Here is a 25,464-nt window from a genome sequence, read left to right on the forward strand (position 1 = left end):
ATGCCCTTGTTGACGGCGTATCGGATGGCCAGGTAGTCGTCCGGCCACCACTCGACGGCGATGTACCGACCTGGCCGACGCCTGTCGCGTGCGGACCGGCGCGGTGGATCTCCAGCAGGATGATGTCGCCGGGGCCGAGGCGGTCGGCGGGGTTCCGGATCGCCGTGGCCGTGGGGATGGAGAAGGCGGACGCGCTGGTGACCGTGTCCGGCGCGATCCCGGTGCTCCCGAACGCGTCGACGTCGCCGCCGATTTCGCCGAGCACCGCGGTGCTGTGATCGGTGTCCGTGCTGCCGGTGCCGGAGACGATGCCGCCCTGGTTCAGGCGAAGGTCCTCATGGGTGAAGCGCCAGCCCCACTCGCAGTCCATCACGCGGACGCCGGCGCCGCGCCCGCCGTGCAGGGTCCACGCGTAGCGGGCGTCGACGCCGCCCGGAGCCGCGTCGAGACAGCCCTGTCGGGCGTTGAAGTCCGGGGAGACGGGCGGTGCGTCGGCGCCCGTCGGCTGCATGTCGTTGAGCGGCGGGAGTTCGGTCTCCTCGCTCTCCTTCTTCGGTACGACCTCGGGGACGGCGAGGGCGGCCGCGGGCTTGACGTAGGCGCCCTCCACGGCGTCCGACGCGCGGAGCCGCTCGGCCAGCGCGTCCAACTGGTCGGCGGGAGCGTCGACATGGAAGAAGAGTCCCATCCGGTCGAGGTCTCCAGGGTGGCGTCGTCGGCACCGGTGCCTTCCGAGGGGCGCCCGCCTGGGCGCGCAGCCTCTCCTGGTCCGCGCCGAAACAGCGGACTGATGGTGACGTCCGCCAAGGCCGCCACGGCGTCGAGACCGCTCACGGAGATGTCCGCGGCGGCGGTCGCGCCGGTCGGGGTGATGCGTCCCCCGGCGTCGGCGCGCGCGATGCACACCAGCTCAGGGCGTCCGAAGAGTGGTCCTGGTCCTGGAGCCGGGCGGTTGTTCCCCCGGCTGTTCCCACACCTGATCGCTGTGGCACAGCTGACTCCTTCACCGCGTTACGGAAGGTCCGCCGGTGGTTTCACATACGCCGAATCGCCGCTCCAGAAGGTTCCGGACGTCCAGGACATCCGCGGTGGCTGCCGTCGCGGGAGGCGGCGGCGTACGGGGTTGGACACGGGGTTGGACGATGACTTCGGCGGCGTCGGCCACAGGCCTGCCCTCCCCCTCCTGCCGGATATATCCGGTGCCGTGTCCAGGGCTGCGGCGGTGCACGCGAGGGCATTACAGGCGAAATGCCCGTTTTGGCGGCACAAGCAACCTCCGCAGTATGTCCAGATTTGCAACTATAGTTGCTCATTTAACTTTGTTTATGGCGTGAATGAAATTCTGTCGCCATTGCGGGACAGTCACACGAAATGGCATGCTCCGATACGCCGCCGAGCAGCAAATCGACCTGCGCCTAATTCGGTGAAATGAGTCACACCGGCGGCCGCGGGTTCCGAGAGTCGCCGAGCGCACTTCCGTTCTGCGCAAAGAAAGTTGGGCTTTTCGATCAAAGGGGGCCGGGCATTCTGGTCGCCAAGAGCGGACCTCAGGCATTCCCTCTGCGAATTCGTGTCTTGTTCCGTCCGGGCTTTCTCGCCTAACGTCACCGTCAATCCGGATGGAACGCCGAATCCTGCCGCCATCCGGGAACTCTTCCACCCACTCACAAACGCACGGCAGGAGCGGGGGACCCAGGTAAGCCGTCGATCCGCATTCCGGATCGGCTCGGGGTGAAGTCGCATTCCCAGTGCGACCGGACATCTCCCGTCCGAACCCGACAGCTCACCTCGTAGGCGACGGAGAGGAATTCGTCATGCCTGCAAAGGGCAAGCACCGCCGTCCCAAGTCCAGCCCGCTCAGCCGGGGCATCGCCGCCGCAGGCACGGGCGGGGCCGTGCTCGTACTCCCGGTGCTCGGCGCGACCTCCGCAGGCGCGGCTCAGGCCGCCCCGCCCGCCAAGCCCGCCGCCGCCCCGAAGACCTACGTCGTCGTCGCGGGCGACTCCCTCTCCAAGATCGCCCGAGAGCACTCCCTGAGCGGCGGCTGGAAGCAGCTGTACAAGGACAACCGCAGCGCCCTCGGCGACGACCCGCGGCTGATCCACCCCGGCCTCAAGCTCACCCTCGGCAAGAAGGCCTCCGCCGAGGAGTCGGCCGACTCCAGGGCGTCCGACGAGCGGGCGGACCGCTCCGAGCGCAAGAGCACGTCCGCCGAGCCCGCCGCTGCCCCGGCGAAGAAGTCGTACACCAACGACCTCGACGGCTGGATCAAGGAATCGCTCGACATCATGGCCGAGCAGGGCATCCCCGGCACCTACGAGGGCATCCACCGCAACATCATGCGCGAGTCCTCCGGCAACCCGCTGGCCATCAACAACTGGGACTCCAACGCTGTCGCCGGAACCCCGTCCAAGGGGCTCCTGCAGGTCATCGCCCCCACGTTCGAGGCCTACCACGTGCCCGGCACGTCGATGGACAGCTACGACCCCGTCGCCAACATCACCGCCGCCTGCAATTACGCGGCCAACCGGTACGGCTCGATCGACAACGTGAACGGCCCGTACTAGACCGCACCCCGTCTCGTCCGCTGTGAGCCCCGGCGCACCATGTGCCCGGGGCTCAGGCCTGTCCGCGGCCGGACCAGGCGCCTGTCCCAGGCCGCACCGAGTGCTCAGTCACCGGTGCTGTTCCGTGTAGTGCGCGCGGAGAAGGTCGGCGCCCCAGTCGTGGCGGACGTGCCGCCAGACCGAGTGGGCGTGGTTGCCGCCGTCCTGGGTGTTGTCGTACTCGATGAGGAAGTCCGGGGCCCGAACGCAGTAATAGTGCCGGTCCCCCGGTGCGCGGCCACCGGCCCAGGCGAACGCGAGGGCGTCCAGTCCACGCGCCACGGCGTCGGACCAGCACTCCTGCGCGTACGCCGTGGGCGCGCGGTCTAGGTAGCGGCGCACCAGACGCTGAAGCAGCCGCCGCTGACCGGGCGTCATGTCGCCGTACGGGAGGCCGGTCGGCAGCAGGTCTGGATCGGCGAAGGGGTCGGCGCGGGTCAAGATGTCGTCCGGAGGCGCGCCGGCGAAGACCGCCATTGCCCGTCGGCCGACGTCCAGGTCCGTGACCAGCTCCCGGGCCAGATCCTCCTCCGGCCCCAGCAGCCTGCGGCCGGCCTGCGGACCGTGCGTGATGCGCGCCGGCTCCGCGCCGACGAAGTGTGGCGTCACCCGCATCCCTGCCGCCGTGATCAATACGTGCACGGCGAGATGGTGGCCGTTCAACCGCCAGCCCCAGGGTCCGTCGCCTTCCGGGTCACCCAGGAGCCGCAGCCAGTAGCGGTCGTCACCCGTGGCGCCGACCATGGCTCGGCGGTGCCGTTCCACCTCGATCGCCCCGCGCGCCAGCGCCGCTCCCGCCGCGCTGTGCGCCGTGGCGAGGAGCGCATCGACGGCCTCGCGCTGCCGGTCGCCAAGACCCTCGGTGGGCAGCCCAGGGCGCGCGCCCGGCAGATACGTCCACTCCCGCAGCTCGGGCGCGTCCAGCCGGGCCGGCCCCGCGCGCAGCTCGCGCACCTGCTCCGGGTCCAGCACGGACAGCAATGCCCGCACCGTCTCTCTCATCTCCGCCGCCAACGCCGTCGTCATCGCCGTCGCCGCCGTCTCTGGTCGATGCCCGTCCACCGTGTCTCCTCCTCCCCCTCGGTGCCCGATCCGGCGCACCCGCGGGGCAGCGTCGCCCCCTGCGGCCCATGGTGCGCCATCCAGCAGCGACGCAACACCGGAACTCGATCCACCGCGCACCACGCCACCGGCGTACTACTGGCGGGCGAGGAACTCGGCGAACGCCGCCGCCTGCTTCGGGCTCATGCACCCCTGGCGTGCGTGCAGCGCCTGCTCCTCCAGCCAGTCAAGCCACGCAGCATCGCGCAATTCGGCCACCACCACGCGGTGCCGGGTGAACGTCATGCGCCTGCTCAGCTGCCGGGAGCAGCACGCTCACCGGCGTACCGTCCTCGGTGAGGGGCACATGCTCGCCCGTCTCCTCCACGAGAGCGGCCGGGCGGCCGAAGTCCTCTACGTCATCGGTCAGTTCAACGCGGTTCATGGACGCCGACGCTACCGGCCGCCTGAGACAGCGGGGCCCGGCCGCCTCATGGTGGCCGGGCCCGCGCTCCCGTGTTCAGCCGTCGATCATCTCCTGACGGTGTCTCAGCAGACCGCGGTCCGGTCGTACCGTCCACCCAGCGTCTGGAAGAACGCACTGTGCTTGTTCGGGATGGACTGGCAGGAGGTGTCACGCCAGTTGTGGACGATGATCCTGATCCGCATGGTCTTGCCGCAGTTGTTGTACGGCCAGGCCTGCATTCCGCCGTCGGCGTTGTTCACGTAACTGCGCTCGATACACGCGGGCGCGGTACCGCCCGCGGCGGCCTGTGCGGGAGCCGCCACTGCCGAAGTCGCGCCCAGAGCACCTGCCATCACGACAGCGGCCGAGCCGATCATTGTCTTGTGCTTCATTGTCAGCATTCTCGTATCCCCCATTTCTGTTCCGTGCTTTCCGTTCCGTCCGTGCTCGCTGTTTCCCGTCCACACGTACAGAACTGGTCGCCACCGAAACTACGGAATACACAGACCACTGGCGTCACGTCCAGGTTTGACATTCGCCGTAAACGATTGCGGTAGGGCCGTACCGCAATGGTTGGAGGCCCAATAGCGCCAGGGATTGGGGGAGTTGCGGCTACCGTCGTCAAGGAATGCCGTTGCCGGAAGGGGCGAGCCGCTCGATGGCCGTAAGGACTTGGCGTGTGCCGTCTTCGCGGGAGAGGGCGGCGGCGATGTCCCGGGCACGCGCGCGCAGGGCGGGGCTCTTGACCGCCGAGGTCAGCGCTGAGGAGAGGCGTTGTGCCGTCAGGTGCTGGTAGCGCAGCGGGCGCGGTGAGACGCCCAGGGTGTGGAGGCGGGCCGCCCAGAAGTGCTGGTCCAGCTGGACCGGGACGGGGACGGAGGGGACTCCTGCGCGCAGCCCGGCCGCGGTGGTGCCGGCGCCCGCGTGGTGGATGACGGCAGCGGTCCGGGGGAAAAGCCAGGCGTGGGGCACTTCCTGGACAGTGATCAGGTCGTCGTTCTCGGCGTGCAGGCCGCTCCAGCCGGCCTGGATGATGCCGCGTACTCTCGCGCGGCGCATGGCGTCGGCGAGCAGGGTGCTCAGCCGTTCGGCATCGGCGGTGACGAAGCTGCCGAAGCCGGCGAAGACCGGTGGCGGGCCCGCGTCGAGGAAGTCCAGCAGCCGCTGGTCGGGCTCCCAGCCGGGTGGAGGTTGGGGCCACCAGTAGCCGCAGACCTCGTGTCCTCGGGGCCAGTCCGTCGGGCGGGGGACGATCCGCGGGCTGAAGCCGTGCAGGACACTGCGCCCGCGCGGCAGGCCCAGCATGCCGCCGAACCTCCGGCGCGGCAGCCCCAGTTCGCGGCGCAGGGCGCCGACGGCGGGGGCGAAGATGTGGTCAGTGCCGGCCCACAGGGCGTAGGCGGCAAGGCGGTTGCCGTGCGATCCGAACGAGCGGCCGCCGGTGAGCATCGGCGGAAAGGCGCCTGTGGGCTGGACCGGCTGGAGGTAGACCCCGATGCTCGGCAGCCCCAACGCCTCGCCGAGCGCCGCGCACATGGGGTCGGTGACCGTGGAACTCAGCACGACGTCGGCGCCTTGCCGTACGGCGTCTGCGACGCCACGGGTCAGCCGGGGCATGAACGCCCGTGCCATACGCGCCACTCGGGCCATGGCGACGGGCGGGCTGACCGCTCTGGCCAACCCCTGCCCGACCTGCGAGGCCAGCTCCTGGCGCGGATCGACGGGCAGGGCCCGGAAGCCGAGTCCGTGGGCGGTCACCGCCTGTTCGAACCGCTCATGGGTGGCCAGGGTCACCTCGTGCCCCACGGAGCGCAGCCGCACGCCAAGTCCCGTATAGGGGGCCACATCGCCCCAGCTCCCTGCTGTCACGATCAGTACGCGCATGGTGGCAGGATGTCAGATTGCTGTGCGGCTGCGCCTGGAGCCACCGGGCGGCGGCACGGTGCGAGGAGCGCTCGCGGGCGAGGGTCGGCATCTGCGGCCACGGCGCAGCTCCAGCCGCTCCCCCGGGAAGCGCTCGCGGAAGTCGCGGTCGTGCGAGACCGTGACCACCGCCCCTGGGTACGCCGCGAGCGCCGCCTCCAGGTCCTCGACCAGGTCGAGCGCGATGTGGTTCGTCGGCTCGTCGAGTACGAGAAGGTCCGCGGGCCGGGTCGCCAGCCTCGCGATCTGCAGGCGCCGCTGCTGCCCCGCGGACAGCAGCGCGACCGGGACGTCCAGATCCTGCTCACGGAACAGCCCCAGCGCCAGGAGCTGGTCGGCGTACTCCTCAGGCAGCCCGGGATGCCCGGCGGCGTAGGCGGCGAGCAGAGGAAGCCGCGTGGAGCGCGCGGGCAGCTCCTGCGCCAGATACCCGATGCGTGCCGGTCGGCGCACCGCCCCCGTGTCCGGCTGGAGGTCGCCCGCCAGGACGCGCAGCAGCGTCGTCTTGCCTGCCCCGTTCTCGCCCGTGACCAGCAGCCGTTGCCCGGGCGCGATCGTAAGGAGCCCGTCCAGATGCAGTCGCTCGCCGACGCTTACGCCGTCGAGCTCGGCGATGGGTTGTGCTTGTCCGCTGCCGCTTGAGCGAAGACGAGTGCTTTGGGAAGGGTCCTTCCCGGAATGCGTGGCGCCCGCCGCCGTCAGCGCCGCCGTGAACCGCAGCGGTTCGGGTGGTGCCGCCACCGGGTTGCGCCGCAGCTGGGCCAGCCGCTCCCGGACGGAGCGCACCTGCCCGCCGAGCTTTGCCTCATGCGAGCGGCGGTGCTTGCCGAAGCCCTGCTGTGGGTCCTTGCCGGTGGTGGCCAGCCGCTTCCCGGCGGCCTCGAGCAGGTCCTCCACACGGGCCACCTCCTCGAGCCAGGTGGCGTATTCCTGTTCCGCACGGCGTCGGGCGGCGGCCTTCGCGGTGCGGTAGCCGGCCCAGCCGTCGCCGTACCGGTGCACCGTGCGGGCGTCCCGGTCGACCTCGAGGATCGTGGTGGCGGTGCGCTCCAGGAAGCCGCGGTCGTGGGTGACCGCGACGACGGTGCCGCGGTGCGCGCGCAGGTGCTCCTCGAGCCAGTGCACGGCCGCCGCGTCGAGGTGGTTCGTCGGCTCGTCCAGGAGCAGCAGTTCCGGGGCTGCGGCCAGCACGCAGGCGAGCGCGAGCCGCGACTGCTCGCCGCCGGAGAGCGAACCGAGCACGCGCTCGCGGGTGATCCCGGCGAGCCCGAGCCCGTGCAGGGCGGCGTCCACGCGGGCGTCCGCCTCGTAGCCGCCGCGTTCCTCGTACGCGGTCAGGAGGTCGCCGTACGCGGTGAGTTCCTCTTGTGATGCCTCGCCGAGGTGCTCTTCGGCCGTGCGCAACTGCCGCTCCATGTCGCGCAGTTCGGCCAGCGCGAGATCGACGGCGTCCTGCACGGTGCAGTGGGGGGCGAGATCGAGGGTCTGGGCGAGGTGGCCGATGCCTCCGGAGAAACTGACGGTGATCTCCCCGGCGTCCGGCACCTCGGCCGCGGCGAGGAGCCGCAGCAGGGTGGACTTTCCGGAGCCGTTCTCGCCGATGACGGCGGCCTTCTCGCCCGGGCGGACGGTGAAATTGAGCTGGTCGAGGACGATCCGGGTGCCGTAGGACTTGGTGACGTCTTTGACGGACAGCTGTGCCACGGCAGCGGGCACAGCGGTATGGGCGCGTTCGCGCATGTGACTTTCCCTGGGAATGCGAAGGGTCTACGGGCAGCAGAAACGGCGGCGTCGGCCGTGCCCGGACTCAGAGAAAGTAGAAGAAAGCCATGCCCGAACTATACAAGACGTTTCGTCTCGTCACCACTCGTGGGAGCCGCTGGATCCGTGATCCGCACCGGGTCGGGGTGCGGCAGCCGCCCGAGTCGGCGACGGACCGGCCCAGGAATCGCGCGGCACCCGGGCTCCAACCGTCAGCGCGCCGCGGTGATCCTGATCTCGGCCACCGAGCCGTCGCCCCGTAGAGTCAGCGCCCCCGGGCCCTCGTGGCGTACGCAGTCGAGACGGCCGAGCGCGGTCTCCCGCCCGTCCGGTCCGCCGACGGCGATCCCCTCGGTTGCGGTCATGACGAGCAGGGTCTCGCCCTCGGCGCACGCCAGCTCCGCTTCCTGTGCGGCGGCGACGGTGACCATCCGCACCCGTGCCGTAGCCCGGCCCCTGCGCGTCATCACATTCATGTCGCGCACCGCGCCCGCCTCAAGGCGACAGTCCGTCACCGCGTCGCCGGAAAAGGCGAAGGGGCTGAGCGGCCCGACCGATTGCGGGGTCCCGTCCACGGTCAGCACCATGCCTTCGCCCTCGACCAGGGTGATCACGCGGTCGATCCCGGGAAAGGAAGAGAAGGGGCCTCCCGCATCCACGTCCGCGATGCTCACCCGCCAGTCGAAGCCGTCCGCGGGCTCCGCCGAGCTCAGGGGCGTCTGCACGGCACCCGACGCGACCTCCCGGGTCGTACCACCGCCGTTCTTCCACGGCATGCTGCGGTATTCGCTCCAGCGCAGAACATCTCCGCCCATCCGACGCCGCCTCCCTCCAGGCACGTGATCACCGAGTCCGGGGCCAGCCTACGTGCCGACCAGGGGCGGAGGGCGGGGTGCCTCACCCGTCGCCGGTTCAGTCCTCTGCCCTGTGCTGTCGGGTGATGCGGTGAACGAAGGCATCGGCTTCTGCCGGTGTGATCTCGACGTGGTCGTCGTCGTTGTGGCCCAGTGCGTAGCGGCGCAGGTACTCCGTCGGTTCCCAGCGCAGGTTTCGGGTGAAGGCGTCGTCGCGGACGGTGGTTCCGGCCTGACGGCGGCGCACGATGCCTGCCGGATTGCCGCGCGGGAACTCCTCACAGATGCGCGCGTAGTACGTCGTGGTGTCTGCGGGCGAGTTGAGGACCTCCACCGTCGCGCCTCGATCAGCGAGCCACAACTCGAGTTCCAGACCGGCCAGTTCGCGCCGGTCATCGTGTTCGGCGACGAAGGCGGGCCCGAAGATGCTGCCGTGCAATCCCTGGAGCTCGGTGCGTTCGTCGAGGATGACCTGGAAACTCGTGCGAGCCACGCCGGCTCCGGTCAGGTCGGCGCCTTCCAGCCGAGTGGCGCCGAGCAGCGAGGCGCCGTCGAGGCGCGCTTCCCTGAGCCGTGCTCCGCGGGCATCGACCGCGTACAGGTCCGCGCTGCCGAGGTCGGCTCCCGTCAGGTCGGCATCGCGCAGCACGGTCTCGGTCAGCTCGGCCTTGACCAGGCAGGCCCCGGTCAGCACCGCGCCGGTGAGGTCCGACCAGCCGAGGTTCGCCCGGTAAAGATCCGCTTTCCGCAGCAGGATGCCGCGGGCGGTCGACGGGCACAACAACGCGCTGCACAAGTCGGCGCCGGACAGGTCGGCCTCTGAAAGGTCCAGATGCGTGGCGTCCAGGGTGACATCGGCGTCGGCTGCCGCCCACTGGGCAAGGACCTCAGCTGCCGTGGCGTTGACCGGCGGCACGCGCACGTGCCGCCCTGCAGCGCCGGCCGGTATGGGCGAGGCCTCTCCTGTATCCGTCACTCCCCGAATATACGAACCTCATCGCCCGGCGGGAGTTCGGCCCTCGCGAACGTCCGGTGCGCCACGCGAGACTCTCAGCCCGCGTGAAGGATCCGAAAGCGATCGGGTTCCGCCGGATCTCGGTCAACGACTTGGATGGGCGGCCGATCCCATTGCCACACGCTGATGCCTGGCGTGCGCGAGAACTGGATCTGGCCGCGGGTGCCTTCGACTGCGACGTGCGGCCAGGACTCCGCGGTACGCGCCCGGTCCACGCCATGAGTACGCAGTACGTCCGCGAGGACGGCGATCGTGTCGTAGCCCTCGAAGGCGACGAAGGAGGGTGCTTCGGCAAGCTGTTCGCGGATGGCCTTCTCGACTCGTACGCCGAGTGGGGTGAGGCTCTCTGGCAGGTAGCGCAGGAACGGGATCGCGGCGCCGTCGTCGCCCAGCAGGGTCGCCCATTCGGCGAACTCCGGTTGCCCGGCCGGAGCACCGATCATGATCTCGGCGAGGCGCTGGTCGCGGCGGACGGACCTGACGATCGGCACTGCCGGCTCCGGGTGGCCGACCAGGAGGAGAAGGGCTGTCGCGCGATGAGCGACGAGTTCGTCGCACAGGGCCGTCGGGTCGAGCGCGCTCATGTCGAGTTCGGTCACGGTGCCGCCGCGTGGAGCGAGGTGGTCCCGCAGGATGCGGGTCCCAGTTGCCCAGTAGACGCTCGGCTGCGTTGCTACCGCGATACGGCTGTGGCCGGTGCTGAGGAGGAAGTCCGCGTAGATCTGCCAGCCGCGGGACTGTGGCGGGGCGAGGCGCGCCACCCATTCCGTCGGCTCGTCGGTGAGCGCGTCGAGCACCGCTGACGAGCAGAGGAACGGCAGGCCGAGGGCATCGGCCCTGGCGGCAGCGGCGCGGGCGACGACGCTGTGATATTCCCCCGCCAAGGCGGCCACGCCCAGGCGAGCCAATTCGTCAACGGCCGCCGCGGCCCTCTCCGGATCAGCTGCCGTGTCCCGGACCACCAGCTCGACTGGATTTCCGAGGATCCCTCCGGCTTCATTGACATCGCGTACGGCCAACTCGAGTCCAGCGAGCAGGTGTTGGCCCGCCTCGGCCCAGCCAGGCCGGGTCAGCGGAACGAGAGCGCCTATCTGGACGGTTGATCCGTCGGTCCGCTCCGCTGCCGGTGGCGATGGTGGCGTGCTCATGCGTCTGTCTCCCTGATGTGACGATGCGGTTGCCGTCGGCCCGGACCACAGTGCGGCAAGGCCCTGCAGTGCGCCACCACTTAATGGTCCGCGGGGGCCTTCACAGCTTCCGGACGCGCAGTACGCCCGTCCGCATCGGCAGGGTGAACTCGCCGCGGGCGGTCTCCGGTGTGCCGGCAAGGAATCCGCGGATCCGGGCCAGCGTGGCCTCTTGTTCCTGGTCCGGCATGACCAGCATCCCCGCGCGCGTCGCGATGGTCGCGACGAGAGAGTCGGCGGTGCGGCGCTGCCCGTGCGGGAACTCGGCCTGCTCCGGCGAGCCGAAACGGGCGGCCATGCCGGACTTCTTCGGCAGGTGCATGCCGGCTGTCTCGGCGCGCCAGCCGGCGGGTGTGTCACGTGGGCCGATGGCCGCGCTGCCGCTGACCCGTGCGAGCCCGGCAATCCACTCGACCTGCTCGTCCATGAGGTTCCACAAACCGGCCAGAATGCCGCCGGGCGCGAGGACTCTGGCGATCTCGGGTCCCGCGACGGCCATGTCGAACCAGTGCATGGCGTTGCCTGCCAGCACGGCATCGACGGACGCGTCCGGCAGCGGGATCGACTCGGCACTGCCCGACAGGGCGCGGACACCCGGCAGCGAGCGCCGCAGCTCGGTCAGCATGGCCGGGTCGGGCTCGACCGCGATGACTTCGGCACCCAGCGCGACCAGCGTGGCGGTCAGCTTGCCGGTTCCGGCGCCCAGGTCGAGCACGCGCGGGCCGGGCGCGGGTCGAGCGCCCAACACACCGCGGCCTGCGCGTAGTCCGGACGGTGCTCGGCGTAGGCGACGGCCGCTGCGCCGAACGACGAGGCGTAACGTAGCACTTCATCCTGATCCACACGGTCACCGTAATCCGTGCCGGAAGTCGTGAGCGGGGCGATCGCGAATCTCGTCAGTTCCGGCTGTCGGCGACCCGTCGGCCGATCTGTTCAAGGAATTCCTGGATGGATGCTGCGGCGACCTCGAAATCGTGGAACCAGGAAGCCGTGGTCGACCTCCAGACTCGTCCACTGCCTGCCACCGCGAAGAGATGGCCGCCACCATCACTGGCGAACACGATGCCAGGCGATTCGTCGTCGACCTGAACGGCACCGTACTCGCGGAAGTGCGTGGCGACCGTCGAGGCTGAGTGAATGAAATATCCGTTCTCGACATCGGGCCAGGAGATCTCGCGAACCACCCAGTAAAGGGTGGTCAGGTCGGAGGGGATCGGCGTCAGGCCCACGAGTGCGTCCGTCGCCTCGTGGCTCTCATCTGTCGCGAGGATGATGGCGTTCTCGTCCGGCGGGAAGCCATGGGCACTGAGAAACGACGACATCAAAAGCCCGAGCGCCGCCGAAGTCTGCTCGCACCAGCCTCGCAGCCACTCCAAGTCCAGCCGTTCACCAGACACGTTCATGCTCCTTGGCACGCCCCCTCAGGCCCGTCATCCGCGAGCCTGGGCGCGCGGACCCTGCATGTCGAACAGGACGAGAAGTTCCACCGCTCCGCCGTCCGCGCTTCCCAGCCAATGTGGCAAAGACGTATCCCACTCGGCGACGTTGTCCGCTTTCACCGTCAGATCGCGTTCCCCCACCACCAGTCGCAGAGTGCCATTGAGTACGTAGACCCATTCGAAGCCCTCGTGCGTCTGCAATGTCGGTTCGAGTGGCTCCGGCCGTGCCGGAATGAGCATCTTGAAGGCTTGTGTTCCGCCCGGCCGCCGGGACAGGGGCACGAAGGTCATGCCGAACCGCCGGATCGGCTTCAGGTGGATTCGGGGGTCGCCGGCGCGCGGGGCACCCGCGAGATCGTCCAGCGGGATGTCGTACGCATGGGACAGATGCAGCAACAGTTCAAGTGTTGCCCGGCGCCGGCCGCTCTCCAGGCGGGACAGGGTGCTTTCGGACACTCCGGTGGTCGCGGACAGATCAGCCAGGGTGATACCGCGCGCCAGCCGCACCGCCCGCAGCCGTGGTCCGACCGCGTCAAGCACTTCTTCCATTGCAGGGTCCATGGGGCCAGCTTGCCGAAACGGCAAGGAGCGACGCCACATTGCGACACGTCGACTGAGACTGGCCCCACGGAAACCGATCGGAAGGAACGCAATGGAGACCTCTGACGCGGCAACGTACTGGGACAAGGTGTACGCGGAGCGGCCCGCACCTGCAGATCCGCAGCCGAATGCCCGCCTCGTCGAGACAGTCACCGCACTGCCCCCGGGGGACGCGCTGGACCTCGGATGCGGTGGTGGCGGCGACGCACTGTGGCTCGCGAGCCGGGGCTGGCGGGTCACCGCCCTCGACGTCTCGGCCGTGGCGGCGACGCGGCTCGCCCGGCTGGCCCGCACGCGCGGCCTCAGTGACCGGATCACCGCCAAGCAGCACGACGTTCGCGCCTCACTGCCCGGACTGCGCTTCGATCTGGTCACCGCCCACTACTTCCACACTCCCTACGGGCAAGACAGGGCCGGCATCCTCCGCTCCGCGGCGCACCTGCTGCGTCCCGGCGGGCGGCTCCTGGTCGTCGATCACGGGTCGACGGCGCCGTGGTCGTGGAATCAGGACCCGGACGTGCGCTATCCGACTCCTCAGGAGGCCGCGGCACTGATGCGCCTCTCTCCCGCGCAGTGGACGGTCGAACGCGCGGATGCGCCACGTCGCACCGCGGTCGGCCCCGACGGGCGCACCGCCGAGGTCATCGACCACGTCCTGCTCATCCTCCGGAGCGAGTGACACCGCCCCGCCAGGCACCCCACACCAGCGAGCACTCCACACGAGCGAGCACCTCACAAGAGCGAGCACCCCACGAGAAGGAGCAGGCCGTGCCCACTGCCGCGCGCCGCAATGACACCCCTCCGCCCCGCACCGCGAACAGCGAGTCTGACGTCCTGCGCGGATTCCTCGACTATCTGCGCGCCTCGATCGCCGCCAAAGTCGACGGAGCCGCAGAACCCCAAGTCCGGGCGGCAGCAGTGCCGTCGGGCACGAGCCTGCTCGGCCTGCTCAGTCATCTGATCGCCGTCGAGAGCGCGACGTTCCTCGGCGAAAGGGTCGCTGACTGGCAGGCGACGTTCCGGCCGGACCCTGCGGACAGCGTCGCCGACGTCGTCGCGAGCTACCGGGCAACCGTCGACCGCGCGAACAAGGTTCTCGACGCCTGTGCCGATCTCGGCGCACCGCTCCCCCGCCCGGGGCGTTCAGGCCGCCCGTCACCGAGCGTTCGCTGGGCGCTCACCCACATGATCGAGGAGACCGGCCGCCACGCAGGGCACGCCGACATCATCCGCGAACTCATCGACGGCGCCACCGGACGCTGAGCCGCCGGAGATGCTCAGAAGCGGAAGCCGATGACGCCGAACCCGGGCCGTGCCGCCGCATGCCGCAGCCACCCCAGGCACTGCATGACGGCCTCGACCATCTCGGGCTCCAGGGGCGGGGCCTGGCCCGAGGCATCAACGGCCCGCTTGGTCGCCTCGAACTGCTCCAACGCCCGTACGCACTGGTCATGTGTCCACTCGCCGCAGCTCGGGGTGTCCGTCCACGGCAGGGGTTCGGGCAGCGTGCCGTAATCGAAGTCCGCCACCGACACCGCCGTGATGCCCAGGGCGGTCAGTCCTTCGTCCACGTCGGAAAGCCAGCTGCCCCGGTGCGGAGTGAAGCAGGAGTTGTCCAGGAACGAACCCGTCAGATCACACACCCGCTTGTAGGCGTAGCCATATTGGAAGGCGTGGCTCTTGTCGTCGCTGAAGGGCCCGCCGTCCACGACCGCTGTCAGCGCCTCGAACGCGGTGGGTGCGCCGTCCTGAATCGCGTGGGCGAACTCGGAGTCGGCATGGGCCAGTTGGTCGCCGAAGCTGTCGCGTATCACCGCGAGCAGCTCGCCGTCGCGGGAACCGACCAGGGCGCGGGTCGCGGTCACATCGAGCAGGTACACACTCAGAGAGGAACTCATGCCACAACCCTAAACACGGCCACTGACACTGACGCCGGAGCTCACGGTGAAGGAGACCTGAACTCTGCGCCGACTGCGACGGCCCCTTATTGGCTTGCCGCCGACCAGACCGGTCGGATAGGAACCTTGCATGCTTAGGGGCAACAAGGTCGGGCTCAGGGCCCGCCACGAGGACGACATCCCGGTTCTGCGGACCGAGCTCTACGACGACGTGGTAAACGGCTCGCGGGCCGAAGGCTCGCCGTGGCGGCCGATCACGCCCGACTCGAAGGATCCGCGGCTCGTGGTGGACGACACGAACCAGGGACTCGTCCAGTTCTCCGTCGTGGAGCTGGAGGGCGACACCTTGGTCGGCACCGCGACGCTGTGGGGCATCGACAACCACAGCCGGTCCGCCCACATCGGCCTCGGGCTGCTGCCGTCCGCCCGCGGCAAGGGCTACGGCACCGATGTGGTCGCGGTGCTGTGCCACTACGGTTTCGTCGTGCGCGGCCTGCACCGGCTGCAGATCGAGACGCTGTCGGACAACGCCGCGATGCTGCGTTCCGCCGAGCGCAACGGCTTCGTCCGCGAGGGTGTACTGCGCTCCTCGGCCTGGGTGTTGGGCGAGTTCCTGGACGAGGTGCTGCTCGGGCTCCTCGCGCAGGACTGGAAGCCGGACTCGAAGGGCTAGGCCGAGTCCCCGCCGCGCCCAGGAGTCTTGCCCGCACGTTCCGGGAGCAGTTCCGCGCTGTGGTCGGCGACTTCCTGTCGCAGGGCGGCACGCACGGCCCGTACGGCGGGGTGGGTGACCGCCTCGCGTCGCAGGGCCAGCGTGATGGGCAGCCGGATGTCGACCTCGTGGGCCAGCAGCCGCCGCAGCTGCGCCCGGTGGGCCAGAAAAGCCGGCAGTACGCCGATGCCGGCGCCCAGGCGGGTGGCCTCGACCTGGGCGAAGACGTTCGTGGAGGAGAACGCGGGAGCGGCGCCCGGCAGATGGCGCTCGATGTCGAGGTCGCCGACTTGGAGCATCGACTCGATGTAGAAGATCAGCGCATGCTCCCCCAGGTCGGCGCGCGTCCCGGGGGATCCGCACCGGGCGAGGTACTCGTCGCTGGCGTACAGGCCAAGCGTGTAGTGCGTGAGGTGTTCGGTCACCAGGCGGTTGCCCGGCGGCCTGCCGATGGCCAGGGCGAGATCGAAACCGGACGGGTGCAGGGTCAACTGCCGTGTCGCCGTGATCAGTTCGACCTGCAGCCGGGGATGGTCCCGGCGAACGCGGGCCAGCGCGGGCGTGGCGAAGACCGTTCCGAAGCCGTCGGGGGCGCACACCCGCACGGTGCCGTGCAGCGACGGCGTCTCCTGGCCGGACACCGCGTCGGCGACCCGGGCCAGAGCCTCCTCGATCGCCCGTGCGTCCTCTGAGACAGCCCGGCCCGCATCCGTCAGGACCCACCCTTCGGCGCCCCGTTCCATCAGACGCACGCCAAGGCTCTTCTCCAGCGCGGCGATCCGGCGGGAGACGGTGGTGTGGTCGACGCCCAGCGCGTCGGCCGCCGAGACCAGACGCCCCGTACGGGCGACGGCCAGCAGGTGGCGAAGGTCGTCCGCGCGCAGCTTGCGCGGATCGACCGTCGCACGGCCGGACTGCACGGGCAGGGTCGGCTCGCTCGCAGCCGGCTGGGGACGTGGACAGGGGCGCACGAGAGCAACGTATCTGCATAAGTGCACACCGTGTGTGCGTCATTGGCGATTGAACGCACACGGGCGCAGGGGGCACAGTCGAACAGACCCGGCCAGAACAGACCCGGCCAGAACTGCCCCGGCCAACTCGCCCCTCCCCCAACACCTCTTCCAACTCCCCCCCTCCCCCCTTCCTCCCAACCTCGCGAGGTCTGCATGGTTGCCAGCCTGTCCCTGCCAAGGATCATGCGCGTCGGCCGCGGCGCCGCCGATGAACTGGGCAACGTCATCACGGGGTTGGGGCTGAGCCGGCCCCTCCTGGTCACCGATGCATTCCTGGAGCAGACGGGCGCGGCGGAACGCATGCTGGCGACATTGCAGAAGGCCGGGCTGCATCCGCGCCTGTTCTCCGGCACGGTGCCCGACCCGACGACCGACTCCCTTGCCCCTGGACTGCGGGCGCTGCACGACCACGAGGCGGACTCGGTGATCGGGTTCGGCGGCGGCAGCCCGATGGACACCGCCAAGGCCCTGGCCCTGCTCGGCGCCCAGGGCGGCCAGATGCGCGACTACAAGGCGCCACGCGTCAACCTCGGCCCCGCGCTGCCCGTCATCGCGGTCCCCACCACGGCCGGCAGCGGATCGGAAGCAACCCAGTTCACCGTCATCACCGACAGCGCCACCCAGGAGAAGATGCTCTGCCTGGGCCCGGCGTTCCTGCCGCTCGCCGCCGTCCTCGACGTCGAGCTGACCCTGTCGATGCCGCCGCGGCTGACCGCCGACACCGGCATCGACGCCCTGACACACGCCGTCGAGGCGTACGTCAGCCGCAAGGCCAACCCCTTCTCCGACAGCCTCGCCCTCACCGCGATCGCCACCATCGGCCGCCATCTGCGCCACGCCTACGCCGACGGCGGCGACATCCGGGCCCGCGAGGCGATGATGCTCGCCGCGACGCAGGCCGGCATCGCGTTCTCCAACTCCAGCGTGGCCCTCGTCCACGGCATGAGTCGCCCGATCGGCGCGCACTTCCACGTCGCCCACGGCCTGTCGAACGCCATGCTCTTCCCCGCCGTGACCGCCTTCTCCCTCCATGCGGCGACCGCGCGGTACGCCGACTGCGCCCGCGCCCTGAAGGCCGCGACGACCGCGGACGGCGATGCCACCGCGGCCGCCAAGCTCGTCGAGGCCCTGCACAGCCTGTGCCGGGACCTGCACGTCCCCAGCCCCCGCGACCACGGCATCGACCGGGACGCCTGGGGCCGTCTGACACCCCTCATGGCGCAGCAGGCCTTGGCCTCCGGCTCCCCCGCGAACAACCCCGTCGTACCCACCACCGAAGAGATCCAGGACCTCTACAGCCAGATCTACGCCTGACCTGCCGCCAGCACCGCCAGCACCAGGCCGGTCACTTGCCTTTCAGATGCAACTTTAATAGCTTGCCCTCATGCGGCTGACACGGTTCACGGATCTGGCTCTGCGCGTGCTGATGCGCCTCTCCGTCGAAGAAGGCGAACTGCCCACCACGCGCGAGGTCGCCGCCGCCATGGACGTGCCGTACACGCACACCGCGAAGGTCGTCGCCAAGTTGCAGCGCTTGGGACTGGTCGAGGCGCGTCGCGGCCGGGGCGGCGGGCTTGCGCTCACCGCAGCCGGACGCCACGCCTCGGTCGGCGCTCTCGTGCGGGAACTTGAAGGGCCCGGGGATGTCGTGGACTGCGAGGGGACGACACCGTGCCCGCTGCGCTCCGCCTGCCGGCTGCGCGGCGCGCTGCGCCAGGCGCAGGAGGCGTTCTTCGCCGCGCTCGACCCGCTGACCCTCAGCGATCTCACCCAGGCGCCCACCGGCCCGTTGCTGGTCTCGCTCTCCGCCACGCCCCGGGCGGACTGACCGCACCACCACCGCCGCCGACGCCCGCGCCGCCGCGTACCGCTTAATACGAATCTCACATGCACATTAAGGAGCCCGTCGATGCTCACCGAGTCTGCGGCCGCCGTCGTCCGCGCCACGCTTCCCGCCGTCGGCGCCGCCATCGAGGACATCACCGAACGCTTCTACGGGAAGCTGTTCGCGGCCCGCCCGGAGTTGCTGCGCGACCTGTTCAACCGCGGCAACCAGGCCGCCGGCACCCAACGCCAGGCGCTCGCGGGATCCATCGCCGCCTTCGCCACGTATCTGGTCGAGCACCCCGACGAGCGGCCCGACGTGATGCTGAACCGCATCGCGCACAAGCACGCATCGCTCGGCGTGCGGGCCGACGAGTACCCCCTCGTGCACCGGCACCTGTTCGAGGCCATCGCCGAGGTGCTCGGCGACGCGCTCACACCCGAGGTCGCCGCCGCCTGGGACGAGGTGTACTGGCTGATGGCGAACGCCCTGATCGCGATCGAGACGCGGCTGTACGCGGAGCAGGGCGTGGCCGGCGGTGACGTGTGGCGCCAGTGGGAGGTGGTGGCCCGCACCGAGGAGACGCCCCATGTCGCGTCGTTCCTGCTGCGCCCGGCCGACGGTCACCCGGCGCCCGCCTTCAGGGCCGGGCAGTACGTCTCCGTGCAGGTCCAACTGGCCGACGGCGCACGGCAGATACGCCAGTACAGCCTCACCGGCGCGCCGTCCGCCACGACCCGCGCGATCGCCGTCAAGCAGGTCACGGGCACGGGTGGAGACCCCGACGGGGAGGTCTCGCACCACCTGCACACGCACGTCCGGCAGGGCGACCAGCTGCGGGTGTCGGCACCCTACGGCGACCTCGTCCTCGAGCCCGGTGACGCGCCCCTGCTGCTCGCCTCCGCGGGCATCGGCTGCACGCCCATGCTGGCCATGCTCGAGCAGCTCGTGGCCACGGGGCACCCGGGCCCCGTGACCGTCGTGCACGCCGACCGCTCCCCCGGCGACCACGCACTGAGCGGCGACCACGAGGCACTCACGGCCAAACTCCCCGCCGCCACGGCCCACTTCTGGTACGAGGACCCCGACTCCGGCCACCGCACCGGCCGCGTCGACCTCACCGACGTACCCCTCGAAACGGGAACCCGCGCCTACCTCTGCGGACCTCTGCCGTTCATGCGGGCCGTGCGCGGGCAGCTCCTGGACAAGGGTGTGGCCGCCGCCGACATCCACTATGAGGTGTTCGGCCCGGACCTGTGGCTCGCCCAGGCGTAGCCGGCGGGGAGGCCTACCGGCGCAAGCGTTTCGCTCGTACGAGGCAATCGAACGTGCCGGGGCTTTCGGTCGTCGCAGAGCAGGTCATGATCACGGCGGATTCCGCAGCGGCGGGGTCTTTCGCCTGCTCAGGAGGTATCCGTGGTCCTCGTCATCGTCGTCGCTGTGGTCGCTCTGCTCGCAGGTCTTGCGGCGAACCGGTTCCTGCGACCACGGCTGATGAGCGACGACGACGCCGGCATGGCCGTCAAGGACCTCGTCGGCCCGTTGCTGACGCTGACCGTCCTGCTGCTGGCCTTCGTGCTGGTGACCGCATCCGGCTCCTACGGCAAGGCCGAGGTCGCCTCGCGCGGTGAGGCCCGCGCGCTCGACCAGCTCACCGAGATCGCCGAGTACACACCGGCGTCAGAGCGGGAACGGATCCAGGCGGACGCCGTGTGTTACGCACGTGCCGTACGCGCCCAGGAATGGCCCGCCATGGCCGACGACGGCAGCGGGTCGGCCGCGCCCAGCATCTGGTCGACCGACCTCCGCCATTCCTTCCGGGATGTGGAAGGCAAGCCCGTCTTCGGCATGCTGATCGCCGCCGACAACAAACGGTCCGACGAGCGCGAGGAACGCCTCACCCAGGCCACTGCCAGCATCCCGAGCGCCATCTTCTGGTTCCTGCTCGCCACCCTGACCATCACCGTCGTGGCCCTCGCCGTCTGCCTGCCCCGCAGGAACAACCGCGGCCAGCTCATCGTGCTCACCGTGATCACCGCGCTCCTGACGACGACGCTGTGCATCATCCGTGACGTCGACCGGCCCTTCGGCGGCGTCATCAATGTCGAACCCACCGCGATCTCAGAGGTCGAACGGCAGGCCACCCGCGACTTCATCGCCCACCACGAGGCCGGAGACCTGCCCTGCGACGACGACGGCAACCGGCGTTCCGCGTAGGTTGTGCCGATGACCGAATCCCTGCCGCCCGGCGGCGATGTGCCCACCATGGACGAGCTGACGGCCCGTTGGGCGGACGCCTGGCGTCCGGAACACGTCGCGGAGCGCCTGGACGGGGTCGGTACGCCCTGGTGCATCGCGGCGGGGTGGGCGCTGGATCTGTTCCGCGGGGAAGAGTCGCGGCCGCACGGCGATCTGGAGATCGCGGTGCCCGCGGCGGAGTTCCCGGAGATTCGGGACCGCTTCCCCGAGTACGTGTTTGACGCGGTCGGTTCAGGGCGGGTCTGGCCGGGCGCGGGAGCCGAGGTGCTGGCGGCCACGCATCAGACCTGGCTGCGCGATCCGGCGAGCGGGCAGTTCCTGTTCGACGTCTTCCGCGAGCCGCACGAGGGCGGGACGTGGATCTGCCGGAGGGACGAGAAGTTGCGTCTGCCGTACGACGCGATCATCGAGCGAACGCCGGACGGAGTCCCGTATCTGGTACCGGAGTTGGTGCTGCTGTTCAAGGCGAAGGCGCTGCGACCCAAGGATCAGGCGGACTTCGACGGGGTGCTGCCGCTGCTTGGCCGGTCGCGACGGGATGCCCTGCGCGGGTGGCTCGAATTCATCCACCCCGGGCATCCGTGGCTGGCGGAGCTGGCGGGGTGAGTGGTGCGGGCCGAACAACGGCCTGGGGGCGACCCCACCGACAGATCCAAGAGAGCCTGCGGCGCGCCGAGCAGGCGGCCCGGGGGACGCACGGCGTACTGCGCGTGGGCATGATCGCCGCCAATGTGGACGACCTGCAGCCCTGCTTCGACGCGTTCGCCACCGTCCGCCCCGGGGGGGGTGGTGCAGATCCGCACCATCGGCTTCTCCGACCCGTACACCGGGCTGCGGGCCGGAGAGCTCGATCTCGTCATGGTGTGGCTCCCCGTCCGGGAGCCCGATCTGACGGTGGGTCCTGTCATCCACGTCGCACCGGTCGTGCTCGCCGTCTCCTCCAACCACCCGGTACTTCGCCCGGCCGGACGTCGCCTACGTACCGCTCCGCGACGCCCGGCCGGCCCGCTGGGCGCTGGTCTGGCGCACCCCGCCGGCTGCCGCACTTCAAGCAGCAGCGCTTTTCGCCGGGCTCACTTGCCGCAGAACTCGGCGTCGATGACCGCCTCGACGTCGCCGGCCCATTCGCCGTTGAAGTTGACCGCCAGTGCGTGGCTGCCGTCGCGGGTCGTCGCGCCGACCGCGACCGTGCCGTGGAAGCTGCCGCCGTGCGCCCAGACTTCCTTGCCGCAACTCGCCTTGGACCGGCGAAGGCCGAGGCCGTAACGGAGGTCTGGGTTCTCCTCGTCCATCGGGACGGTCGTCATCATCTCGGCGAGCTGCTGCTTCGGCAGCAGCTCGCCGCGCATCAGTGCCGTGAAGAAGCGGTTCAGATCCGCCGAGTCGGAGATCATCTCGCCCGCCGCGCCCGCGACGGACGGGTTGTACTCGGTGACGTCGTACGTCTTCTTCTCTTCCGGGTCCCGCAATGTCGAGTACGCCCGGCTGCTCGGCTGCGGCAGGTGCGGGTCGGTACCGGGCAGGCTCGTTGCCTCCAGGTCGAGTGGCTCGATGATGCGCCGGCGGATCTCGTCCCCGTACGACTGGCCGGTGACCTTCTTGATGATCATTCCGGCCACGATGTAGTTGGTGTCGGAGTAGTGCCAGCCCTGGCCCGGCGCGAACTTCGGCTCATGGCGCATGGCGATCCGCACCTGCTGCTCGGGGGTCCAGGTGCGATAACGGTGTTTGAGGAACTCCTTGCCGAACAGGGTCCGTTGGATCTCCGGGTCCAGGGTCCAGTCGTAGATACCGCTGGTGTGGTTGAGGAGTTGGCGTACGGTGATCTTGCTGCCGTCATGGCCATGCCCGTGGACGACGCCGGGCAGCCACTGCTCGACGGTGTCGTCGAGCCGGATCTCCCCCTCCGCCTCCAGCTGGAGCAGCACCGTCGACACAAAGGTCTTGGTGGTGCTGGCGACGCGGTAGCGGTCCCTGGCGCCGCGCGGCTGCTGGGTCTTCAGGTTTCCGACGCCCGAAGTACCCTTCCAGGTCCCGTACTTGTCCATCGCCTGGCCGGTCACTCCGGGCACGCCGTCCTTGACGGCGGCGTCCATGGCCTGCTGGGTCGACCGGTGGTGATCCCTGCCAGGGGCGAGGGCGGAGTCAGCAGCGGGGTCCGCCGCGGCGGGCGCTGCGAATGACGACGCCGTCATGGCTGCTGCCGCCGCCGTGGCCGCCAAGCCGAATCTCATCGTGCGGGGTGTCATGTGCCGTCCCTCTCGTTGATGACGATCGACGGGAGGGACCCGGGCGGTGTGCGCGAAAGTTGCCCGCCCACAGGGCGGTTGAGTGGCTTTCAGCCTTCTTCAGGGCTACGTCCGCAGGGCGGTGTCGGTCGCCCTCCGTGCCGGACGGCGTTCGGGCCGGCCGCCGGGGAGCGGGACGGGACGGCCCGCTGCCCGGGAAGGGCGGCGGGCCGTCGAGGCTGCGGGTCTACAGGACTCAGTGACCCCGCTGCCAGGCGGCGAGGTCCTTACGGCGTACGGCGCGGAGTCCGGCGATGTCCGTGTCATAGAGCTCGCCGGTCCAGCTCTCCTTCACCGAGTTCTCCGTCCTGCCGCCGAAGTTCTCCCGGAGCCAGTACCAGGGCTGCAGCGGAAGCCAGCACAGTCCGGCGAGCCAGCGGTTCAAGGCGCGGATCGGGCCGGGGCGGCCCGCGTCGGCGGCGCGCATCACACGGATGCCGAAGAGCAGCTTGCCGACACTGCCGCGGAACAGCGGCGTCAGGACGCACTGATTGGTGAAGGACACCGCCGGTATGAGGGCGTACAGGGTCCACCATGGGCTGGACTCCGGGACCAGGTCGTTGATTGCCACCGCGCCGTACAGAGCGACGATCAGGTCGACGGTCACTGCGAGGTACCGGCGCGCGTCCCCTGCCAGGGCCGGCAGCCGGCTCGAAGGGTTCTGCCCTGAAGGGGAGTTCGGCGTTCCGTACACCGACGGGTCTCCGTACGCCGACGGATCTCCGTAAGGTGCGGGTTGCCCATAAGGCGCGGGCTGCCCGTAGGGCGTCTGGTGTGCGTAAGGCGTCTGCCGCGCGTAGGGATGCGGTGCTGGTGGCGCCTGCCCGCCGTGCGGTGTCTGTTGCTGAGCATGACGCTGGTAATGCCCCCGATGATCATTCATACCAGCATGATGCCTCACACCGACGGCGCTCGGCTGACCCGGACCTCCCGCATGCGCCTGCCGCGCAGAGGACAGCGACGGGAATGACCTGCCACCGATGAGTTCGGCGAACGGGCGGGGTCTACATCCACACACCGCAAGCCCTACACAGGATCAGTGAGGGACCATGAGCGCAAACGCACTACCTCCCGTCGCCGACGCCGACACCTGGCAGCACGAGCTCGATGCCCTGCGCATCCGGGAGAAGGCCGCCACGCGGGAACTCGACGCGATCGCCGCGCAGCGCCGCCGTCTGCCGATGGTCAAGATGCCCGACTACACCCTTGAGGGCGAGGGCGGACCGATTCGGCTGGCGGACATCTTCGAAGGCAAGCCGCAGCTGATCGTCTACAACCACATGTGGTTTCCCGGCGAGCAATGGCAGTGCCCGGGCTGCACGGGACTCACCTCGCAGTACACCCGGCTGGAATTCCTGGACAATTACGATGCCCGGTTCGTCATCGTCACCCAGGGCCCGATCAACGAGGCACTCGCCTACAAGCGACGGGTCGGGAACAGAATGACCTGGTATTCCACCGCGAACAGCCCGTTCGGAACGGATGTCGGCGCACCGCCCGGTGGAGGATTCGCCTTCAATGTGTTTCTGCGCGACGGCGACACCGTCTATCGCACCTGGCACACCACCGGCCGTGGAGCCGAGCAGCTCACTCACACCTTCGCGCTGATCGACCTGCTGCCATACGGTCGGCAGGAGGAGTGGCAGGACTCTCCCGACGGCTGGCCGCAGGAACCCACCTACAACCGGTGGGCCTCCTCCAAAGACATCGCCGCGCACTACGGCCCGGGCACCGACTGAGCCGGGCGGCTACTGCGGCTGCGTCGCGATCTGGATGAGGTTGCCGCAGGTGTCGTCGAAGACGGCGGTGGTGACAGGGCCCATCTCCAGGGGCTCCTGGGTGAAGCGGACGCCGAGGCCGTGCAGGCGCTCGTACTCGGCCTGCACGTCGTCGACGGCGAACTGGGCGAGCGGGATGCCGTCCTGGACGAGCGCGTCGCGGTACGTCTTGACGGCCGGGTGACCGGCGGGCTCCAGGAGGAGTTCGGTGCCGCCGGGCTCGTCGGGCGATACGACGGTCAGCCACCGGTCCTTCTCGCCCACCGGGACGTCGTACTTCTTCACGAAGCCGAGGATCTCGGTGTAGAAGCTCAGGGCCTTGGCCTGGTCGTCGACAAAGACGCTGGTCAGGTGGATCTTCATGGGGTGCTCTCCTGTGGTCCGGAGGGATCGGGCACGGGCCATCGCTCGGCGATCTGCCGCAGCGGGGCCGTGTTCAGGTCGTGGAACTTGTAGCGGCCCTCCCGCCTGGTCTCGACGAGCCCGGCGGCCTCCAGCACGGCAAGGTGCTGGGAGACACCCTGGCGCGAGATGCCCAGCTGATGCTTCATGCTCAGCCGCGAGCAGATCTCGAACAGTGTCTGTCCGGATTTCTCCGTGAGCTCGTCGAGGATGATGCGGCGGGTGGGGTCGGCCAAGGCTTTGAAAAGGTCGTCGGCCACGACCCCAGGATAGGCAAACGTTCACTTGCCTATCAAGTCGGGGAGCTTCACGTCCCTGGGCTGACGGAGCGGGCGGAGGGGGTGGAGGGGGCGGGAAAAGAGGCCGGGTCGGCCCAGCGTGGCATCGCCCCCAGCAG

The 25,464-nt window shown here is 69.7% G+C and carries 28 protein-coding genes and 1 riboswitch; of the genes, 10 read left to right on the forward strand and 18 right to left on the reverse strand.

The window, feature by feature from the left end:
• The first annotated feature begins 1,615 nt into the window (after nucleotides 1-1,615).
• Nucleotides 1,616-1,810: riboswitch (cyclic di-AMP (ydaO/yuaA leader) on the forward strand.
• Between the two features lie 4 nt (nucleotides 1,811-1,814).
• Entirely contained in the window at nucleotides 1,815-2,567 is a 753-nt protein-coding gene (locus tag AB0G47_RS35695; RefSeq protein ID WP_360778562.1) for a LysM peptidoglycan-binding domain-containing protein, read from the forward strand.
• Nucleotides 2,568-2,675: 108 nt separating this feature from the next.
• Here the strand turns inward: AB0G47_RS35695 and AB0G47_RS35700 are convergent, their stop codons facing one another.
• The 12 genes from AB0G47_RS35700 to AB0G47_RS35755 form a co-directional block, all read right to left on the reverse strand.
• Nucleotides 2,676-3,668, reverse strand: coding sequence for a DUF3500 domain-containing protein (locus tag AB0G47_RS35700; RefSeq protein WP_360778566.1), 993 nt, complete (start codon nucleotides 3,666-3,668; stop codon nucleotides 2,676-2,678).
• Between the two features lie 135 nt (nucleotides 3,669-3,803).
• Complete coding sequence (locus AB0G47_RS35705; protein WP_360778569.1) at nucleotides 3,804-3,953, reverse strand: hypothetical protein; 150 nt, start codon at nucleotides 3,951-3,953, stop codon at nucleotides 3,804-3,806.
• Between the two features lie 243 nt (nucleotides 3,954-4,196).
• Entirely contained in the window at nucleotides 4,197-4,505 is a 309-nt protein-coding gene (locus AB0G47_RS35710; protein ID WP_360778572.1) for a hypothetical protein, read from the reverse strand.
• A 229-nt stretch (nucleotides 4,506-4,734) separates the two neighbouring features.
• Nucleotides 4,735-5,997 carry a glycosyltransferase gene (locus AB0G47_RS35715; protein WP_360778575.1) on the reverse strand — a complete coding sequence of 421 codons (1,263 nt, stop codon included), beginning with the start codon at nucleotides 5,995-5,997 and terminating at the stop codon, nucleotides 4,735-4,737.
• Nucleotides 5,998-6,009: 12 nt separating this feature from the next.
• Nucleotides 6,010-7,776 (reverse strand): ribosomal protection-like ABC-F family protein, encoded by a 1,767-nt coding sequence (abc-f, locus tag AB0G47_RS35720; protein ID WP_360778578.1) that lies wholly within the window; start codon nucleotides 7,774-7,776, stop codon nucleotides 6,010-6,012.
• Nucleotides 7,777-8,009: 233 nt separating this feature from the next.
• Complete coding sequence (locus tag AB0G47_RS35725; protein WP_360778581.1) at nucleotides 8,010-8,612, reverse strand: HutD family protein; 603 nt, start codon at nucleotides 8,610-8,612, stop codon at nucleotides 8,010-8,012.
• 97 nt (nucleotides 8,613-8,709) lie between these two features.
• The gene (locus AB0G47_RS35730; RefSeq protein WP_360778584.1) at nucleotides 8,710-9,627 is read right to left on the reverse strand and encodes a pentapeptide repeat-containing protein; all 918 of its coding nucleotides are present in this window, start codon (nucleotides 9,625-9,627) and stop codon (nucleotides 8,710-8,712) included.
• Between the two features lie 74 nt (nucleotides 9,628-9,701).
• Nucleotides 9,702-10,814, reverse strand: coding sequence for an ABC transporter substrate-binding protein (locus AB0G47_RS35735; protein WP_360778587.1), 1,113 nt, complete (start codon nucleotides 10,812-10,814; stop codon nucleotides 9,702-9,704).
• A 100-nt stretch (nucleotides 10,815-10,914) separates the two neighbouring features.
• Nucleotides 10,915-11,568 (reverse strand): class I SAM-dependent methyltransferase, encoded by a 654-nt coding sequence (locus AB0G47_RS35740; RefSeq protein WP_360778590.1) that lies wholly within the window; start codon nucleotides 11,566-11,568, stop codon nucleotides 10,915-10,917.
• A complete protein-coding gene (locus tag AB0G47_RS35745) occupies nucleotides 11,535-11,696 on the reverse strand; it encodes a hypothetical protein (protein WP_360778593.1) in 162 nt (53 codons plus the stop codon). Before AB0G47_RS35745 ends, AB0G47_RS35740 begins: the two co-directional genes overlap by 34 nt.
• 53 nt (nucleotides 11,697-11,749) lie before the next feature.
• On the reverse strand, nucleotides 11,750-12,256 hold the full coding sequence (locus tag AB0G47_RS35750) for a hypothetical protein (protein ID WP_360778596.1): 507 nt from the start codon (nucleotides 12,254-12,256) through the stop codon (nucleotides 11,750-11,752).
• A 27-nt stretch (nucleotides 12,257-12,283) separates the two neighbouring features.
• Nucleotides 12,284-12,853: an XRE family transcriptional regulator gene (locus AB0G47_RS35755; RefSeq protein WP_266874316.1), complete on the reverse strand. Its 570-nt coding sequence runs from the start codon at nucleotides 12,851-12,853 to the stop codon at nucleotides 12,284-12,286.
• 91 nt (nucleotides 12,854-12,944) lie between these two features.
• Here AB0G47_RS35755 and AB0G47_RS35760 point away from each other — a divergent pair, with 91 nt between their 5' ends.
• Both AB0G47_RS35760 and AB0G47_RS35765 read left to right on the forward strand, forming a co-directional pair.
• Nucleotides 12,945-13,571 carry a class I SAM-dependent methyltransferase gene (locus tag AB0G47_RS35760; RefSeq protein ID WP_360778600.1) on the forward strand — a complete coding sequence of 209 codons (627 nt, stop codon included), beginning with the start codon at nucleotides 12,945-12,947 and terminating at the stop codon, nucleotides 13,569-13,571.
• Between the two features lie 89 nt (nucleotides 13,572-13,660).
• A complete protein-coding gene (locus AB0G47_RS35765; RefSeq protein WP_360778603.1) occupies nucleotides 13,661-14,155 on the forward strand; it encodes a DinB family protein in 495 nt (164 codons plus the stop codon).
• Nucleotides 14,156-14,169: 14 nt separating this feature from the next.
• On the opposite strand, the gene AB0G47_RS35770 is transcribed toward AB0G47_RS35765, so the two are convergent.
• A complete protein-coding gene (locus tag AB0G47_RS35770) occupies nucleotides 14,170-14,790 on the reverse strand; it encodes a hypothetical protein (protein ID WP_360778606.1) in 621 nt (206 codons plus the stop codon).
• Nucleotides 14,791-14,920: 130 nt separating this feature from the next.
• Between AB0G47_RS35770 and AB0G47_RS35775 the strand changes: the two genes are divergently transcribed.
• The gene (locus AB0G47_RS35775; RefSeq protein ID WP_360778608.1) at nucleotides 14,921-15,463 is read left to right on the forward strand and encodes a GNAT family protein; all 543 of its coding nucleotides are present in this window, start codon (nucleotides 14,921-14,923) and stop codon (nucleotides 15,461-15,463) included.
• Here the strand turns inward: AB0G47_RS35775 and AB0G47_RS35780 are convergent.
• Complete coding sequence (locus AB0G47_RS35780; RefSeq protein WP_360778611.1) at nucleotides 15,460-16,422, reverse strand: LysR family transcriptional regulator; 963 nt, start codon at nucleotides 16,420-16,422, stop codon at nucleotides 15,460-15,462. The genes AB0G47_RS35775 and AB0G47_RS35780 overlap by 4 nt on opposite strands.
• A 276-nt stretch (nucleotides 16,423-16,698) precedes the next feature.
• On the opposite strand from AB0G47_RS35780, the gene AB0G47_RS35785 reads away from it, so the two are divergent.
• The 5 genes from AB0G47_RS35785 (at nucleotide 16,699) to AB0G47_RS35805 (ending at nucleotide 21,205) form a co-directional block, all read left to right on the forward strand.
• A complete protein-coding gene (locus tag AB0G47_RS35785) occupies nucleotides 16,699-17,829 on the forward strand; it encodes an iron-containing alcohol dehydrogenase (protein ID WP_360778614.1) in 1,131 nt (376 codons plus the stop codon).
• Nucleotides 17,830-17,899: 70 nt separating this feature from the next.
• A complete protein-coding gene (locus tag AB0G47_RS35790; RefSeq protein WP_360778617.1) occupies nucleotides 17,900-18,343 on the forward strand; it encodes an Rrf2 family transcriptional regulator in 444 nt (147 codons plus the stop codon).
• A gap of 81 nt (nucleotides 18,344-18,424) precedes the next feature.
• On the forward strand, nucleotides 18,425-19,615 hold the full coding sequence (locus AB0G47_RS35795) for a globin domain-containing protein (RefSeq protein ID WP_360778620.1): 1,191 nt from the start codon (nucleotides 18,425-18,427) through the stop codon (nucleotides 19,613-19,615).
• Nucleotides 19,616-19,756: 141 nt separating this feature from the next.
• Complete coding sequence (locus tag AB0G47_RS35800) at nucleotides 19,757-20,557, forward strand: hypothetical protein (protein ID WP_360778623.1); 801 nt, start codon at nucleotides 19,757-19,759, stop codon at nucleotides 20,555-20,557.
• Nucleotides 20,558-20,566: 9 nt separating this feature from the next.
• Nucleotides 20,567-21,205: a hypothetical protein gene (locus AB0G47_RS35805; RefSeq protein WP_360778626.1), complete on the forward strand. Its 639-nt coding sequence runs from the start codon at nucleotides 20,567-20,569 to the stop codon at nucleotides 21,203-21,205.
• Between the two features lie 467 nt (nucleotides 21,206-21,672).
• Here AB0G47_RS35805 and AB0G47_RS35810 read toward each other — a convergent pair whose 3' ends face one another.
• Both AB0G47_RS35810 and AB0G47_RS35815 read right to left on the reverse strand, forming a co-directional pair.
• On the reverse strand, nucleotides 21,673-22,833 hold the full coding sequence (locus tag AB0G47_RS35810; RefSeq protein WP_360778629.1) for a serine hydrolase domain-containing protein: 1,161 nt from the start codon (nucleotides 22,831-22,833) through the stop codon (nucleotides 21,673-21,675).
• Between the two features lie 250 nt (nucleotides 22,834-23,083).
• On the reverse strand, nucleotides 23,084-23,770 hold the full coding sequence (locus AB0G47_RS35815; protein WP_360778632.1) for an RDD family protein: 687 nt from the start codon (nucleotides 23,768-23,770) through the stop codon (nucleotides 23,084-23,086).
• Nucleotides 23,771-23,936: 166 nt separating this feature from the next.
• Between AB0G47_RS35815 and AB0G47_RS35820 the strand changes: the two genes are divergently transcribed.
• Complete coding sequence (locus AB0G47_RS35820; RefSeq protein ID WP_360778634.1) at nucleotides 23,937-24,626, forward strand: DUF899 family protein; 690 nt, start codon at nucleotides 23,937-23,939, stop codon at nucleotides 24,624-24,626.
• 9 nt (nucleotides 24,627-24,635) lie between these two features.
• Here AB0G47_RS35820 and AB0G47_RS35825 read toward each other — a convergent pair whose 3' ends face one another.
• Nucleotides 24,636-25,028, reverse strand: a complete 393-nt coding sequence (locus AB0G47_RS35825) for a VOC family protein (protein ID WP_360778637.1) — start codon at nucleotides 25,026-25,028, stop codon at nucleotides 24,636-24,638.
• Nucleotides 25,025-25,327, reverse strand: a complete 303-nt coding sequence (locus tag AB0G47_RS35830) for a metalloregulator ArsR/SmtB family transcription factor (protein WP_360778640.1) — start codon at nucleotides 25,325-25,327, stop codon at nucleotides 25,025-25,027. Before AB0G47_RS35830 ends, AB0G47_RS35825 begins: the two co-directional genes overlap by 4 nt.
• Nucleotides 25,328-25,464: the final 137 nt, after the last annotated feature.

It is taken from the genome of Streptomyces sp. NPDC021622, assembly GCF_040640795.1.
In the GTDB taxonomy this organism is placed as follows: domain Bacteria; phylum Actinomycetota; class Actinomycetes; order Streptomycetales; family Streptomycetaceae; genus Streptomyces.